General features: G+C 47.3%; 10 protein-coding genes. 4 read left to right on the top strand and 6 right to left on the bottom strand.

The features are described from left to right. Positions 1-308 precede the first annotated feature (308 nt). From NST83_RS01425 to NST83_RS01410, 4 genes are all read left to right on the top strand, one after another. Complete coding sequence (locus NST83_RS01425) at positions 309-1,598, top strand: extracellular solute-binding protein (protein ID WP_137061243.1); 1,290 nt, start codon at positions 309-311, stop codon at positions 1,596-1,598. 102 nt (positions 1,599-1,700) lie between these two features. Beyond that, positions 1,701-2,597, top strand: a complete 897-nt coding sequence (locus NST83_RS01420) for a sugar ABC transporter permease (protein WP_137061242.1) — start codon at positions 1,701-1,703, stop codon at positions 2,595-2,597. After that, the gene (locus NST83_RS01415; RefSeq protein WP_342416306.1) at positions 2,594-3,418 is read left to right on the top strand and encodes a carbohydrate ABC transporter permease; all 825 of its coding nucleotides are present in this window, start codon (positions 2,594-2,596) and stop codon (positions 3,416-3,418) included. The genes NST83_RS01420 and NST83_RS01415 overlap by 4 nt, the downstream gene beginning before the upstream one ends. A 56-nt stretch (positions 3,419-3,474) precedes the next feature. After that, positions 3,475-6,522 (top strand): glycoside hydrolase family 2 TIM barrel-domain containing protein, encoded by a 3,048-nt coding sequence (locus NST83_RS01410; protein ID WP_342416305.1) that lies wholly within the window; start codon positions 3,475-3,477, stop codon positions 6,520-6,522. An 89-nt stretch (positions 6,523-6,611) separates the two neighbouring features. Here the strand turns inward: NST83_RS01410 and NST83_RS01405 are convergent, their stop codons facing one another. The 6 genes from NST83_RS01405 to NST83_RS01380 form a co-directional block, all read right to left on the bottom strand. Beyond that, positions 6,612-8,228, bottom strand: coding sequence for a DUF4179 domain-containing protein (locus tag NST83_RS01405; protein ID WP_342416304.1), 1,617 nt, complete (start codon positions 8,226-8,228; stop codon positions 6,612-6,614). After that, on the bottom strand, positions 8,212-8,730 hold the full coding sequence (locus NST83_RS01400) for an RNA polymerase sigma factor (protein ID WP_137061238.1): 519 nt from the start codon (positions 8,728-8,730) through the stop codon (positions 8,212-8,214). The genes NST83_RS01405 and NST83_RS01400 overlap by 17 nt, the downstream gene beginning before the upstream one ends. A 221-nt stretch (positions 8,731-8,951) precedes the next feature. Further along, positions 8,952-10,919, bottom strand: a complete 1,968-nt coding sequence (locus NST83_RS01395) for a BglG family transcription antiterminator (RefSeq protein ID WP_342416303.1) — start codon at positions 10,917-10,919, stop codon at positions 8,952-8,954. A gap of 46 nt (positions 10,920-10,965) precedes the next feature. Next, positions 10,966-13,641, bottom strand: coding sequence for a mannosylglycerate hydrolase (gene mngB, locus NST83_RS01390; RefSeq protein ID WP_342416302.1), 2,676 nt, complete (start codon positions 13,639-13,641; stop codon positions 10,966-10,968). 190 nt (positions 13,642-13,831) lie between these two features. Next, complete coding sequence (locus NST83_RS01385) at positions 13,832-14,947, bottom strand: PTS fructose transporter subunit IIC (protein ID WP_342417849.1); 1,116 nt, start codon at positions 14,945-14,947, stop codon at positions 13,832-13,834. 117 nt (positions 14,948-15,064) lie between these two features. Further along, entirely contained in the window at positions 15,065-15,382 is a 318-nt protein-coding gene (locus NST83_RS01380; protein WP_137061234.1) for a fructose PTS transporter subunit IIB, read from the bottom strand.

Below are 15,382 nucleotides of genomic sequence, written 5' to 3'. Positions count from 1 at the left end.
AGATGGAACAAGAACGGAGTGGGCGGAATGGTGCTGTACAAGCGTAGCGGTCACGATGGGAAGCACCATCCGACCGCGCAGTGGCGCTTCGTGTACAACTTTAACTCAGTCTATAAAAAATACCTAATTCCAAAAAAAGTACAAATGTAAGCGATACCTTTTTTGATAAATCATAATAATAAGACAAATCCGTATAAAGATATTCCTAACTGCCAGCAAAGCAAGGATGATAAACTAGATTCATAAACAAGGTAACCGCTTTCAATAAGTTTTAAATGATTATAAAAAAAGAGTAGGGGTTGAACGAAATGAAAAAAATGTCTTTTCTTTTGTTGATCGCAAGCTTAATCTTGCTATCTGCGTGTTCCAGCAATTCTGAGAAAGCAGCTACTACCACAGATTCCGGTAAGAAAGAAATCACCGTCTGGGCTTGGGACCCGAACTTCAATATCGCAGCCCTAAAGCTGGCAAAGGATCGCTACGTTGCCAAACATCCTGATGTAAACGTAAACATTGTTGAATATGCTCAAAATGATATCGTGCAAAAAATGAATGCCGGTCTTAACTCCGGTTCTACCAAAGGATTACCTAACGTGGTTCTAATCGAGGATTACCGGGCACAAAATTTCCTGCAAGCCTATCCTGATTCCTTCCATGATATGAGCAGCTCGATCAAAGCATCGGACTTCGCGGATTATAAAATCGGACCGACCAGCTACAACGGCAAGCAATACGGTGTTCCATTCGACTCCGGTGTTATGGGTCTGTATGTAAGAACAGATTATTTGGAACAAGCTGGCTACAAAGTAGCTGACCTGACCAACATTGATTGGGACAAATTCATTGAAATTGGTAAAGCCGTAAAACAAAAAACAGGTAAAGATATGCTGACTCAAGATCCGAACGACCTCGGTCTGATCCGTGGTATGATCCAATCCGCAGGTTCATGGTACCTGAAAGAAGACGGTAAAACACCAAACCTGGCAGGTAATGCAGCTCTGAAAGAAGCGCTCTTGACGTACAAATCCTTGTTCGATGCGAACATTGTTAAAATGAATGCCGACTGGAGTCAATTCCTGGCAGCCTTCAATAGCGGTGCAGTTGCTTCCGTTCCTACAGGTAACTGGATTACGCCTTCAATCAAAGCAGAAGCTTCACAATCGGGTAAATGGGCGGTTGTTCCTTTCCCTAAATTGAAAAATGTACCTGAATCCGTGAATGCTTCCAGCCTCGGCGGCAGCTCCTGGTATGTGCTGAATACAGAAGGTCAAGATACCGCTGCTGATTTCCTGAAAGAAACATTCGGTTCAGATCAAGAGCTATATCAAGATATGCTGAGCAAAATTGGAATTGTCGGTTCATTAAACGCAGCTTCCAGCGGTAAAGCTTATGACGAGTCAGATCCGTACTTCGGTGGCGACAAAGTCTACAAGAAATTCGCAGAATGGACCAAACAAGTTCCAAAAGTCAATTATGGTATGCACACTTATGCCATTGAGGACATCATGACCGTTGAAATTCAAAACTACCTGAACGGCAAAGATGTAGACACAGTTCTGAAAGATGCTCAAGGACAAGCAGAAGCACAGCTTAAATAAGACGGTCCATCTAGCCAAGGCTAAACAATAAAACGATAAGCACTTAAAACCTTGGGCTTGCGAGTTCAAGGTTTTAATGCTGCATAGGGAGTTGATATGGTTATGAAGACAGCCGCACCCAAAATGACGACATCACGTTTTAAGGCAGGTATGACAGGATGGTTGTTCATTTCCATCGCAGTGATCATGATTGCAGCCTTTTATTTCTACCCGATGATTCAGGCGCTTATCTTGTCCTTCAAGACAGGTACAGGGTCTAATCTGACCTTCAACGGCATTGATAACTACAAGCGTCTGTTCACAGATAGCATGTTTATAACCGCCGTGAAGAACACGTTTATCTATTTGATTTTCCAGGTGCCATTAATGGTGATTCTGGCTCTGTTCATTTCGGTATTGCTCAATGATAAAAATCTTAAATTCAAGGGCTTTTTCCGCACAGCCATCTTCTTGCCTTGTATTACATCGCTGGTCGCCTATTCCGTTGTGTTCAAGTATTTGTTCTCGGCTGACGGTCTGGTAAACTCCTTATTGCTGAATCTGCATGTGATTGGCACGCCGATCCAATGGATTACAGATCCTTTCTGGGCCAAGGTTACGATTATTATTGCGATCACATGGCGCTGGACTGGCTACAATATGATCTTTTACTTGTCCGGTCTCCAGAATATTGACAGCTCCATCTATGAAGCGGCCCGTATTGACGGTGCTTCCCCTATTCGACAGTTTTTCAGCATTACCGTTCCACTGCTTAAGCCGATTATCCTGTTCACCTCGATTACATCGACGATTGGTACACTCCAGCTCTTTGATGAAATCATGAATATTACCAAGGGTGGGCCGGGGAACGCGACATCTTCTATTTCGCAATATATCTACAACCTGTCCTTCAAGTATTCATCCGACTTTGGTTATGCGGCGACCGTATCCTACTCCATCGTCATTATGATCATTATCTTGGCGATCATCCAGTTCAAAGTGGCAGGTGAGAAAAAATGATGAAAACGAAAAGATTATTTACGTATGCCTTTCTGATCATTATATCGTTCGTTTCGATTTTTCCGTTCCTGTGGATGCTGTCCAGCGCCACCAACTTGTCGGTTGATGTGACGAAGGGCAGACTCCTGCCTGGCTCTCATCTGATGGATAATATGCACAATCTACTGGAAAAAGTGGATATCGTTACCGCGCTGAGTAATTCAGCGAAAATCTCGATTTCCACGACACTGCTGGCGATGCTGATTGCATCACTGGCAGGCTATGGCTTTGAAATTTACAGAAGTAAAGCCAAGGACGTTGTATTCAATATCCTGCTGATGTCTATGATGATTCCTTTTGCGGCGATCATGATCCCGCTCTATCGGATGTTCGGCAGTATCTCCAATACACTGCCTTGGATCGGTATTGATACACTTTCGTCTGTCGTCATTCCGACGGTGACTACGGCGTTTCTGATCTTCTTTTTCCGTCAAAGCACCAAGATGTTTCCGAAGGACTTGCTGGAAGCTGGTCGTATGGACGGATTGTCCGAGCTGGGTCTGTTCTTCCGGGTGTATATGCCTACGATGAAAACAACCTATGCCGCTGCCGCGATCATCACGTTCATGTCGAGTTGGAATAACTATCTCTGGCCTCTGATCGTGCTGCAAACGCCTGAAAATCAAACGATTCCGTTGTTGATTTCGAACCTCGGCTCTGGCTATGCACCAGATTATGGTGTGATTATGATTGCTATCGTCCTGTCCACGTTGCCGACTGCACTGGTATTTTTCCTGATGCAGAAGCATTTTGTAGCGGGTATGGTAGGCTCGGTAAAATAACGGATTCGCTGTTGTGAAATCCTTTCATTTTAATTTAACAATAAGGAGTGTTCGCCTTGACCATCCACACCCCTAGCCTGGATTGGCTAACCAACGTAACCAAGTTTGCAGTACATCGGCTGCCAGCCTATTCCGATCATAAATATTACGCTACACTTCAGGAAGCGGAGCGTTATGCCGATATGGCTTGGCGTCATAGCCTGAACGGTAGCTGGAAGTTCAACTATGCTACGAATCCATCCAGCCGTCCGGTTGAGTTCCATGCCCCTGATTTTGAATACGGCGGCTGGAGCGACATTCAGGTACCGGGTCATATTCAGACGCAAGGCTTCGGCCAAATGCAGTACGTGAATACGATGTACCCGTGGGACGGACATTCGGACGTTCGCCCGCCCCATATTCCCGAAGATCACAACCCGGTCGGGAGCTATATCAAAAGCTTTGTTTTGCCGGAACATATGGCTTCTGACGGTCAGCCTGTGTTCATTTCTTTTCAGGGCGTCGAGTCGGCTTTCTATGTGTGGTTGAACGGGCAATTTGTCGGGTACAGTGAGGACAGCTTTACACCGTCTGATTTTGAATTGACACCGTTCCTGCAAGCAGGCGAAAACAAGCTGGCGGTTGAGGTATATCAGAGAAGTACAGGGGCATGGCTGGAGGATCAGGATTTCTGGCGTTTTTCCGGTATCTTCAGAGACGTATATCTGTACACCATCCCATCTGTTCACGTACGTGACCTGCATGCCAAGGCCGGTCTGGACGCCTCGTATACGAAGGGCCTTCTGGAGCTGGAGCTGACCTTGGAAAAAGCAGTAGCAGCCTATGCAGCCGTCGATATCAAAGATGCTGCGGGCCAGATTGTAGCTTCTTTGAAGGCAGATTTTACAGATGGCAAGGCTTCGCTGTCAGCAACACTGGATCAAGTCCAGCGCTGGAGTGCCGAAAAGCCCTACCTGTACACGTTGTTCATCCAAATTCACGAGCCGGACGGGACACTGGTGGAGGTCATTCCGCAGAAGATCGGCTTCCGCAAATTTGAGCTGATCAACAAGGTGATGCATCTGAACGGCAAGCGGATCGTCTTCAAAGGCGTGAACCGCCATGAATTCAACGCTCGTACTGGACGTGCGATTTCTCGTGAAGATATGCTATGGGATATTCGCACGCTCAAGCAAAACAATATGAACGCGGTTCGCACCTCTCACTATCCGAATCAGACCCTGTGGTATGAGCTGTGTGATGAGTACGGGGTGTATGTGATCGACGAAATGAACCTGGAAACACACGGCTCCTGGCAAAAGCTTGGCGCAGTCGAGCCTTCTTGGAATATTCCAGCCAATCTTCCAGAGTGGCAGGATATCGTGATGGATCGCGCCATTTCCATGCTGGAGCGGGACAAAAACCATGCGTCCATTCTGATCTGGTCCTGCGGTAATGAGTCCTATGCGGGTGAAGTGCTGCGCAATGTAGCCAACTATTTCCGAGCCACCGACCCGAGCCGACTGGTGCACTACGAAGGCGTATTCCACAACCGCACGTACGATGATACCAGCGATATGGAGAGCCGGATGTACGCCAAGCCCGCAGATATCGAGCAGTATTTGAACGACAATCCGCAAAAACCGTATATCAGTTGTGAATACATGCATGCGATGGGTAATTCCGTAGGCGGTATGCACAAATATACAGAGCTGGAGAACAAATACGAGCTGTATCAGGGCGGCTTTATTTGGGATTACATTGATCAGGCGGTTATGAAAAAAGATCGCTATGGACGCGAGTACCTCGCGATCGGCGGCGACTTTGACGACCGGGCCACAGACTATGGCTTCTGTACGGATGGGATCGTCTATGCGGACCGGAAGGTTTCACCGAAGATGCAGGAGGTCAAATTCCTGTACCAAAATCTGAAGCTGATCCCGGATCGGGGCGGTGTGACGATTCGCAATGAAAATCTGTTCGAGGGAACAGATGACTACGAGCTGGTATACAGCCTGCTTCATGAAGGCCACGAAATCGCACGGAACGTAATTCATGTGGATGTAGCGGCACAGACAGAAGCTCATATTCCGTTGACGCTGGCGGACACGGTTGGAGTAAACGCGCCTGGTGAATACGTCATTCACACGTCTCTGGTCTTGAAAGAAGCTACGCTCTGGGCGGAGGCTGGATATGAAGTAGCCTTTGGACAGCATATTTTCATCGTGGAGGATACACGTCCACAGACTGTTCCTGCTGGCAGCATTCGAGTTGTGCATGGCGATGTAAACATCGGCGTTCACGGTGCGGATTTTAGTATCATGTTCTCCAAAGGAGCAGGCAGCCTGACTTCGCTGCGCTACGCTGGACGCGAGATGATCGCCATTCCTCCTGCCCCATTGTTCTGGCGTGCAACCACGGACAATGACAGAGGTGTAGCGCTTGGGTTTGAAGCAGGCGGTTGGTTTGCTGCAAGTCTGACACGCAAATGCGTGGGAATTGAAGTCAGGGAAGAGCAAACTGATCACGTAACGGTTACATTTCGCTATACACTAAGCATTCATGCAGACGTACAGGTGGCAGTGGCGTATACCGTCTTTGCCGACGGCAGCCTGAAAGTGAAATCCACTTATGAAGGCGTCTCGGGGTTGCCTAACTTGCCGATCTTCGCGCTCTCGTTCAAGGTTCCGGCAGACTACCGCCATCTGGACTGGTACGCCATGGGACCGGATGAAAACTATATCGACCGGGCCTTCGGTGCAAGACTCGGCGTATTCCACAACGAAGCAGCGGACAACGTATCCGGTTATGCCGTGCCACAGGAATCCGGTAATCGTACAGGCGTACGTCGTGTCGATATTACCGACGATTCTCAGCGAGGTATTCGCATTACTGCACCTGCAACCGCGCCTGTGGAATGCAATATTTCACCATACACAGCGTTTGAGCTGGAAAGCGCATACCATCAGTATGAGCTGCCCAACGTCTACTACACCGTCGTCACGGTGGCTGGCAAGCAAATGGGTGTCGGCGGCGACGATAGCTGGGGCGCTCCCGTACACGAGGAATACCAAATACCAGCCGATCAGAAGCTGGAGTTTGAGTTTACCGTGCAACGGGTGTAAATAAGCACGTTCACCGTATAGACAAGTAGATATAACAAAAGCCCTTCCACTGCTTCCCTCATGAGAAGCTAAAGCTGGAAGGGCCATATCTATTTCAAAATAACTTCAATATCACGTCTAGGATCGCTGTACTTGTAGATGCCAGGATTTAGTTCCAATTTTCCGTCTAATTCAATATCTTTGTAACGGTCAACATTAACTCCTGTGGATACCATACCCTTCGCAATGATCTCAGGCACTACTTCTTTACCGTTAATTCGCATCGTTGTTTGGTTGACGCCTTTGAAGCCAGGGGAACCGGATTTCGATTCGACAATCAAATCTTTTCCCTCTGTATAGTATGTGAAATCAATTTGATAACCGTCCGTATTAAGCTCAGCGAACTGTTTTTCTTCTTTAGGTTTATGAAGAGTGATCCAATTCTTGGACGTATCACGTTTCTCGATGACAGCATCTTTCAATATAAGTTTCATTGGAACATCAGACCAGTCCTTATACCACTCTGGAGATTCAAATTGATATAAGTGTTGATAATTTTCAGGACCAGCTCCTTTAATATTCCATCCTCCGCTAATTTTTTTATCCCCTATAACCAGCTGAGCAGTTTTATAATGAACATTTCCTTTTTTAAGGGAATCACGCTCTGTTACTAGAATTTCAATATCCAAGGGGGTAACAATCAGTTGGTCTAAGGTAGTGCCTGTATTTTCTTGGAATTCGGCGCTGGTATGCAGCTTCTTGGAATAAATCGCTTCACTTGCTTTTTTTCCATCCGCTTCAAATTCGAACTTCCAAGTACCTTCAATTCGTTTTGCTTCCTCAATGTAACGAAAATGAAGGTTTGCCTTTTTCCAATCCTGTGCAGTCATGTTGAATACCTGCTCAATATGCAAGTCTGGGCTGTCGCTAGGTAGAATGGTTGGGATTGCGTCTATCTCTTTGTCGCCCACTTTCATTACCAAATGCGGGTTCCCACGTCCTAAATCGGATGGAGCCGCAGCAACTCTAAAGCGGACAACAGTCTTGTTGTTGGTTTGTCGAACGGATTCTATATAAATGTTAGGATACTGCTTGCTCCCGGTAACGAGGGTATCCCCGGCCTGATGATCCGTCTTTAAGGGAATATCCTGGTTACGATAAAAAATTAGATTCTGTGCCTCAAGTGTGTAATCTTTTTTACGATCCTTTAAAGTATCAACCGTTTCATAAATGCCGAGGAGTTTCTGGCTTTTAGGATCGTAATTTAAATATCCGTGTGCTCGTTCCTTGGTATCAGAATTGCTAGTTACCATAGTTTTCTCTATAGCAAACCCAATATAACTGGTTGGATCGGTTCCTGGATCCAAAGAGATCAGCATTTTCATTTTTTCGCCATCCGTTACAACACCATTCAAATTCATCGTAATGCCTGCACTGGATGCTTTTAGATCATACCGCTGGCCAATACCATTATTTAGCGCAATGGTTACATTACGTCCGCCTATTCTATCCCAATTGATAGCCACACCAGCGAATACAGGGATGGCAACGAGCAGAAAACATGAGAATACGATACTCGCAGGAACAATTTTTGCTCGATGCATAGGTGCTTCCTGTGACTGTTGCAAAGCTGCTTTTCGTTTGGTTGCTTCCTGTTCTATATTTACCCACATTGCATCATATTCAGGTTGAGGAATGTGCTGTTCTTTTTCATAATATCGACTCACTGCTACTCATCTCCTTTACTTGGGATACCATCATTTTTTTTAGCAGTTTAAGCCCCCGATTTAATCTGGATTTAGCTGTTCCTTCGGGTATATTTATAACTCTAGAGATCTCCGGCACAGTCAATTCGTTTACATAACGAAGGACTACGACCATTCGAATTTTATCTGGAAGCTTGTTATATAGCTTGTGTAGCTCTGTCTTCGTTTCTCGATGATATAAACTCTCTTCCACCGGATTAAATGAATGAGGACGTGACAATAAAAAAGTTCGTATTTCCTTCATCAGCCCAATTTTCCGCCTTCTAAGTACATTGTTGCACTCATTGGAAGCAATTCGTAAAATCCACGATTTGAGATCTTGTACTTTGGACCTATCGGCCAAGAGTGCTTTGACAAACACTTCCTGGCAAACATCTTCTGCATCTGCTTGATTTTGCATCAGATAATAACAAAAATAATATATCTGTTCCTTATATAGTTCAAACAGCTCTCTGTCAGTCATATACGTGCACCTCCCTTGTTGTGGTCTCATCTATTAAGACTAATAATAAAGCACAATCGTTCATTTACATCGAAAAAAGGCAGCCCTATATAGGACCACCTATTATGGATTGTTCGATTCCCGACGCTCGGGCAAAACAAACCTACTGTGCCACATGCTAAAAAGAGACCCTATGGTCTCTTTTTTCGTTTCATATGAGAGTAGGATGAAATGGTCAGCCCTCAATGAAGATCATTGCTCTTGACTGAAAGCACCTGACGGGCGATTAGCATGAAGGCATCAAAGGAATGGCAATGCTTTAACCGTTCTAGCGTTTCTTCCTGACGGATCAGTTCTACGAACAGATCGTAAATCCCCATCGCCTGCTCGTAATCCTCTTTACAGATCGAAAGCAGGAATACAACATGGACCTCATGGTTGGCATCCCATTGAATCGGCTTTTCCAGCAAACACACGCTTACGACCGTCCGGTTAGAGCTAAGCTCCAAAGGATGGGGAATCGCCATACCTCGATCCAGAGCCGTAGATCCCAGCTTCTCCCTCTCCATGACTGCTGGCAGGAACTTGTCAGTCACAACTCCTTTTTGCCTCAAAATACCGCTCATTTCTTCAATCAGAGCATCCTTTTTCGGCTGATCGGTTCGGGTCATAAACAAGTCCTCGTCAAAATACCGCAGCAGCGAAATTTCCTGCTCCTCATCGCTGGCACGCACCATCCGTGTGATCGTCTCCATATCCCGTTCCGAAGGAATCGGGCTGATCACCGCCGACGGTTTATCCTTACGCTGCTGCAAGTGGATGGTCGATACGATCAAATCCTCGTCGACAGTAGGCATTTCCTCGTATTCCCGAAGTGAAACCACTCGGGATACATCCAGCTCGGCGAACAGCGAACGCAATCTGGATTCCAAAATCCGGGCGGTTCCGTAGCCGGAGCCACACACCAGCAACACAGTTTTACGACGCCGATGGGGAATATTGTATTTGCGTTCCAATGCAGCTCCGATATGAAGCGCCAAATATCCGATTTCGTTATCGTTGATGTCATACGGGAACGATTTTTGCAGTTCTTTTACCGCACCAACCGTGATTTCATAAGCAAGCGGGTAATATTTGCGGATATGTCCAAGCAACGGATTACGCATGTTCATGCCATGCTCCAGCCGGGTCAGCATCGGTTTCAGATGCACAAACAAATCCCGGGACAGCCGTTCATCGTCACGCAAATCATAGGTGAAGCGCTCGTAGACAAATGTCAGCATCTCGCGCACAGCCAGGAAGAGTCGGTCAGACTGGAGACGCTCCCACTCGGTTTCGGCCATCTTTTTGCTGACGATATGCAGCAGGACATAATCCAGCTCTCCTAAAGGGCAGGTGATGCCAAAAGCCTCTTCCATCTCACTCAGAATGGTAGTAGCCAGTTCAATATCCCGCTGACCGCCTGCCACCTTTTCAAAGCGCTCCAATCCATGTCCTTCCTTCACTCGCAGTACCATAACCGCCAGATGGGTGATCAGGTCCTTCAACGCCAAATCCGCCATCTTGATGCCATTGGGTCGCAGATGCTTCAAAATAATTGCACGGATTCGTGGTAAATCCTGCCCCTGAAATAGCTGTTGCTGTTCCAAAGGCATACCGCTGCGTTGTCCTTCTTCATCGCGTACATCGGCATACTCAGCGAGACAGTAACGGATACTTTTCTCTTCCCCAACCACCTTCACCCCATATCCCGGCTTGGTGCGCAGGGTGAGAGCATAATCATCCAGAATCCGCCGAATGATTTTAAAATCGTTATTCATGGTCGCCCGGCTAATATACAGCTCGTCGGCGAGGTCTTCCATCTTCACGTATTCTCCCGCATTCAGCAGCTTGAACAGCTCATACCGTATGCGCTCTTCCGGTGCTCCCGGCAGCCGCCCGCTTCCCTCCGTTTCTTCCTGACCTTCCTCAGCGAAAAAACGGTATCTTTCGGGATCAACGACCATGATTGTATAGCCGCTACCCCTCTTGGATTCCAGACGCGCTCCATATTCATTCAGAATACCGCCCAGCTTTTTGAGATCATCGCGGATCGTCCGCTCTGTGACCTCCAGCCGCTCAGACAGTGCTTTAGTGGTCCAAGACCAGCCCTGATCGTTTCCACTGACGAGCTGGTACAGCTTTTTCAAGCGTTTGTAGGGAAAATTCATGTAGCTTCAAGACCTCCTTTCCGATAAACCATGTTTTGTTTCCGTGTTACTTCGATTCAGGCGTAACCAGTACCGTTAACAGCTTGCAATGCCCCAACTCTGGCAATGGTGCGCCTTCGGCATCGGACGAGGCCAACGCTTCTTCCTTGGAGCGCTCATCCAGCGAAGCCAGCTCATAGTGAGCCGATACACCGAATGCGATGCGTCCGACTGCATTCTTCTCCAAATAAGGATTAAATACACGCACAATATATCCATCATTATGCTCTGCTTTCTTGAAGGCACTCAGGATCACATTTGAATCCTCGCCAAAGGATAGCAGGCTGTAGCTTTGCTCGAATATTCTTTCTTCGTCACGGAAGGCGAAAATCAAACGACCATTCAGGAAGTCAGACAGCTGGTAGCTGGTCAATGGCGTTAAATATTCCTTGGCCGCTTTAGCTATATTGGCTTCATCAAAACCGGACTCGTGCACATGCAGGGCAAAAGTGAATGAAAGCTCGCCAATGAGCTGCGCATCCGGCGTTTCTACGATCTTTTCTCCCGAAGCGCGACCCGGGCGGTACAACAGATTTTCCTTGCCCATAAACCCGAAAGTACGGAATAACGTCAGCGCTATTGTATCATGTTCTTTGCCAATGACCTCATATTCTCGTACTCCTCCGGTCAGTACCGCTATTCCACGGGAACCATCGTTCAGCGCAGCATAGCTTTGCAGAGCCTCAATTGTGATCGGTTTTTCCGTCCACTGCTCACGTTCCCACACCTCTACTTCTTCCAGCGTTGTCGGACGCGCAATGACCCCGAACGGTTGATCCGCAATAGAAAGCCTGGAGGCAATTCCGGTGTCAAAAAGCACCCGCAGACGGTGACTCAGCACGCGATTGTCCACATCTACCGAGAAACGAATCAGGCGCTCACCTTTACGCAAGGAGACCAATGCCTGTAACGGCAATTCCGCAGAGGTTACGGCAGCGGTGCGTTCGTTTAAGTCATACGGAACCTTTAGCTTCAATCGAAGGGACAATTCCTCGGCTACCGGACCTTTGGATGTCACCGTCTCCACATCAGCACCGAGCGAAGAAATGGTAAGGTCACGTTCCGGCGGAGAATAGTTGTAGGAATCACCGTCATCCCCGTTTTCCTCAAACACCATCTGATCCGCGTACACACGTCCCGAGATTTTATCCGTAATGCTCAATGCCCCGTTCTCCTGAACAGCTACACTATAAAATTCGTTTTCAATACGGTTTCCGTTACTGCGTTCTGCCGTGGCATCCCCGGCCGAACTGAAATCAAATACAATCTGCGTATATCCCATAGCAGGTACTTCCTGAAGCTCTACCAGCAGCTTCGCACGGAATACACGTTCAGGCAGATACACCTTTTTGCTCGGATTCAGGTAAATATGCTGACCCAGCACATAGTCTGTCTGTTCCACTTTTTCGGTAATCGTATACGCAAGCTGCTGTCCGTTCGTATCCCGAATGACAAAGCTTCCTTCCGGTAAATAAGCATCAATCTCTGTAACGCCCTTACGCGGATAAGGCAATGTGTTAAAGATGGTGAAGGCAAAAGTTTCCTCCTGCTTAATCTTTGAAGCAATCATGCGTTTATGCAGCTCCAACAGATTTTCCGCGATATCGCGCGCCTGTTTGTAGCGAAAAGCCACATCCCGGTTCGTCGTGTCACTGTTGCAGCCACCGATGCTGTCATGGGCAGCATTTTCAAACATCAGCTTCCAGATATCCTTCACGATATGATGCGGATATTCATGTCCCAGCGCATGACTGATTGACAGGACTGGCTCCAGCGTATTTACAATTAAATTTTCAATATAGTTATTTTGCTGCTTGAGGTCAGCTCGCGTAGAAAAGATCGACTTATGGATACGCATATGCTTTGCTTCCATAAGCTCTCCCTCCAGCACAGGAAGATCGCTGCTGTCCTTTTCAATTTCTTCAAGGAAACGCTCCGGCTCATTCATCACATATTCTCGTTCCGGGTCAAGCTCATTGAACTTGCGGATCAGCTCCGGCAGATTCAGGCGTACAGGCGCTTGGTCGAAGCCGTTTGGAAAATAAACATGACGAGTGGACGCTTTTTCCTCCAGCGCACCGATTTGGCTGTCCAGATATGCTTCAAGTTCTCCGGGTTCCTCCGGAATATTACCGCCATAGTAGTACCCGAACGGTATTTGAACCGCAAATACCTGACTCCCATCCGAGCCCTTCCACAAAAATTCAGTTTTCGGGTTCGTATTGTCTGATACACCGCGCCAGAACAGAAAATGGCGAATGCCGAACTCCTGATAAATCTGCGGCATCTGCGCCGACTGACCGAAAGCATCCGGCACATAACCGACCTTCATCGCGTGACCATATTTCTGCGCTGTCTCCATGCCATAATACAGATTGCGAACCATGGATTCACCGGAAATGACTAGCTGATCCGTCTGCGTATACCACGGCCCGGTCATTAGTCGCTTGTCCGTTACAAGGCTGCGAATGCGTTCCTCGTCTTCGGGACACCATTTGATGTAATCATCCAACAGGGATCCTTGGGCATCCAGCAGGTAATATTTGAAGTCGGCCACATTTTCTAACGCATCCAGCACTTCTTTCACATGCTTTACCAAGTAAACTTTGGATCTGGAAGTGGTAAAATACCACTCCCGATCCCAGTGAGTATGTGGAATGACATGCACTTTCGTACGGTTCATATCTCTATCTCCCTCCATGTTGTCTATCTTCTATTTATATAAGCTGAACTTAAAAGTTTCATATTGTGTCACTGCTCAGTCGGATGATGCTTCCCATCGCCACCGCTTCGCTTGTACAGCACCATTCCGTCTACTTCGTTTTAATGTGCATTTTTTGAATTCAACTTATCTAGTGAAGTTTAGGAAAAATTTAGTCAAATACCAGTTCGATGTCTTCTCCATTTTTCTTGACGGACGCTTCCTTCGTATCAGTCTGTTGCTTTTCTTCCTCACGGAAGTTGACGAGCAGGGTTCCCGCTACAATGATTAAAGCCCCCACAATCCCTCCAGCCAGATAAGCAAACGGAGCACCTACAGATACCGCGCCATACAAGCCGCCGATTGGAGGCATGATGACGTGTGCGCCCAGCAAGGCTGTCAATGCAGCACCTGCCGCACAGGCAATCATGTTCAACGGAATCAGCTTGGCAGGGTTGCGCAATGTAAAGGGAATAGCCCCTTCGGTGATTCCGATAATGCCCATGATGACCGAGCCTTTTCCAGCTTCCCGATACGTTTTGGAAAAACGACGTTTCAGAATCAGAGTGGCAAGTCCATAGCCCAATGGTGGAATACAGATGGCAATGTTTACGAAAATATTAGGCAAATACACACCTGACAGGAATAATGCATTTCCCGCCATCCAGGCCGCTTTATTGACAGGACCGCCAAGGTCGAACCCGATCATGGCGCCCAAAATCAGGGCAAGCACCAGGGTACTGGTTCCGCTTTCACTCATATGCTTGATCCAGTTCACAAGTCCTTCGTTAATGGCACTGAGCGGTCCACCCAGAATGACAGACATAAGAATGCCTGTTAAGCCTACGGTAATGAGCGGTAAAATAATCAGTGGAACAGAACCTGCGGCCGGTCCAGTGATTTTCACTTTGTTTTTCACCCATAAGGTGAGGTATCCGGCAAAGAACCCGGCAACGAGAGCACCCAGAAAACCGGCGTTCGTTTCCTGTGCCAGTACGCCACCGATCAACCCCGCGGCAAGCGCAGGCTTGTCGGCAATCGAGTAGGCGATATATCCGGCCAGCACCATGTTCAGCAGCCCGATTCCGCGCCAGCCTACATTTTCGATCAAGTATAAAATATGAAGAAAGCCGCTTTTATCTGCATAGGGACCAAAGTCGGTGACACCCATCGTCAGCCCAATAATCTTACATACTGCAACAATCAGGGAACCTGCAATAATAACTGGCAAAAGGTAGGATATGCCTGTCATCAGATGCTTTTTAGCTTCACTCAGCCATTTTTTCATCATGTTCTCTCCTATCTTGAATACTACTGTTGTCCAAAGGCTACTCGGTTGTCATTCAAGGCAGCCACGCTGCTGCTTTTCTTTTTTACTACATGTTGCTGTTCCTCTGCCTTAGCCTTATTTTTGAGCCGAGATGGCTTCCACCGCTTTGGTGAGAACCGCTTCCGCATTATTGACCGCATGACCGATTTTGACACGAACGATTCGTTTATCCTCAAAACGCTCCGCATCCTTCACCGTCTGGTCCGAGGCAATCAGTACAAAGTCTGCTGCTGCAATCTCTTCCTCCGTAAGCTTGTTCACCTGGCCTAGCGCACCCTGCTGCTCCACTTTAATGTTGTGACCGAGCTGGGCTGCTGCTTTTTCCAGTGCTTTTGCCGCCATGGGGGTATGAGCCAAACCTGCTATACACGATGTAACGCCTACAATTTTCAT

Origin of the sequence: Paenibacillus sp. FSL R10-2782, from assembly GCF_038592985.1 — a bacterium.
GTDB lineage: Bacteria > Bacillota > Bacilli > Paenibacillales > Paenibacillaceae > Paenibacillus > Paenibacillus terrae_C.
The sequence above is the reverse complement of the archived record's forward strand: the minus strand, read 5'-3'. Positions and strand labels throughout refer to the sequence as shown.

Coding starts and splice junctions, on each gene's coding strand:
- NST83_RS01425 (WP_137061243.1), top strand. CDS start 309: ATGAAAAAAATGTCTTTTCTTTTGTTGATCGCAAGCTTAATCTTGCTA.
- NST83_RS01395 (WP_342416303.1), bottom strand. CDS start 10,919: ATGAATTTTCCCTACAAACGCTTGAAAAAGCTGTACCAGCTCGTCAGT.
- NST83_RS01400 (WP_137061238.1), bottom strand. CDS start 8,730: ATGACTGACAGAGAGCTGTTTGAACTATATAAGGAACAGATATATTAT.
- mngB (WP_342416302.1), bottom strand. CDS start 13,641: ATGAACCGTACGAAAGTGCATGTCATTCCACATACTCACTGGGATCGG.
- NST83_RS01415 (WP_342416306.1), top strand. CDS start 2,594: ATGATGAAAACGAAAAGATTATTTACGTATGCCTTTCTGATCATTATA.
- NST83_RS01385 (WP_342417849.1), bottom strand. CDS start 14,947: ATGAAAAAATGGCTGAGTGAAGCTAAAAAGCATCTGATGACAGGCATA.
- NST83_RS01420 (WP_137061242.1), top strand. CDS start 1,701: ATGAAGACAGCCGCACCCAAAATGACGACATCACGTTTTAAGGCAGGT.
- NST83_RS01380 (WP_137061234.1), bottom strand. CDS start 15,382: ATGAAAATTGTAGGCGTTACATCGTGTATAGCAGGTTTGGCTCATACC.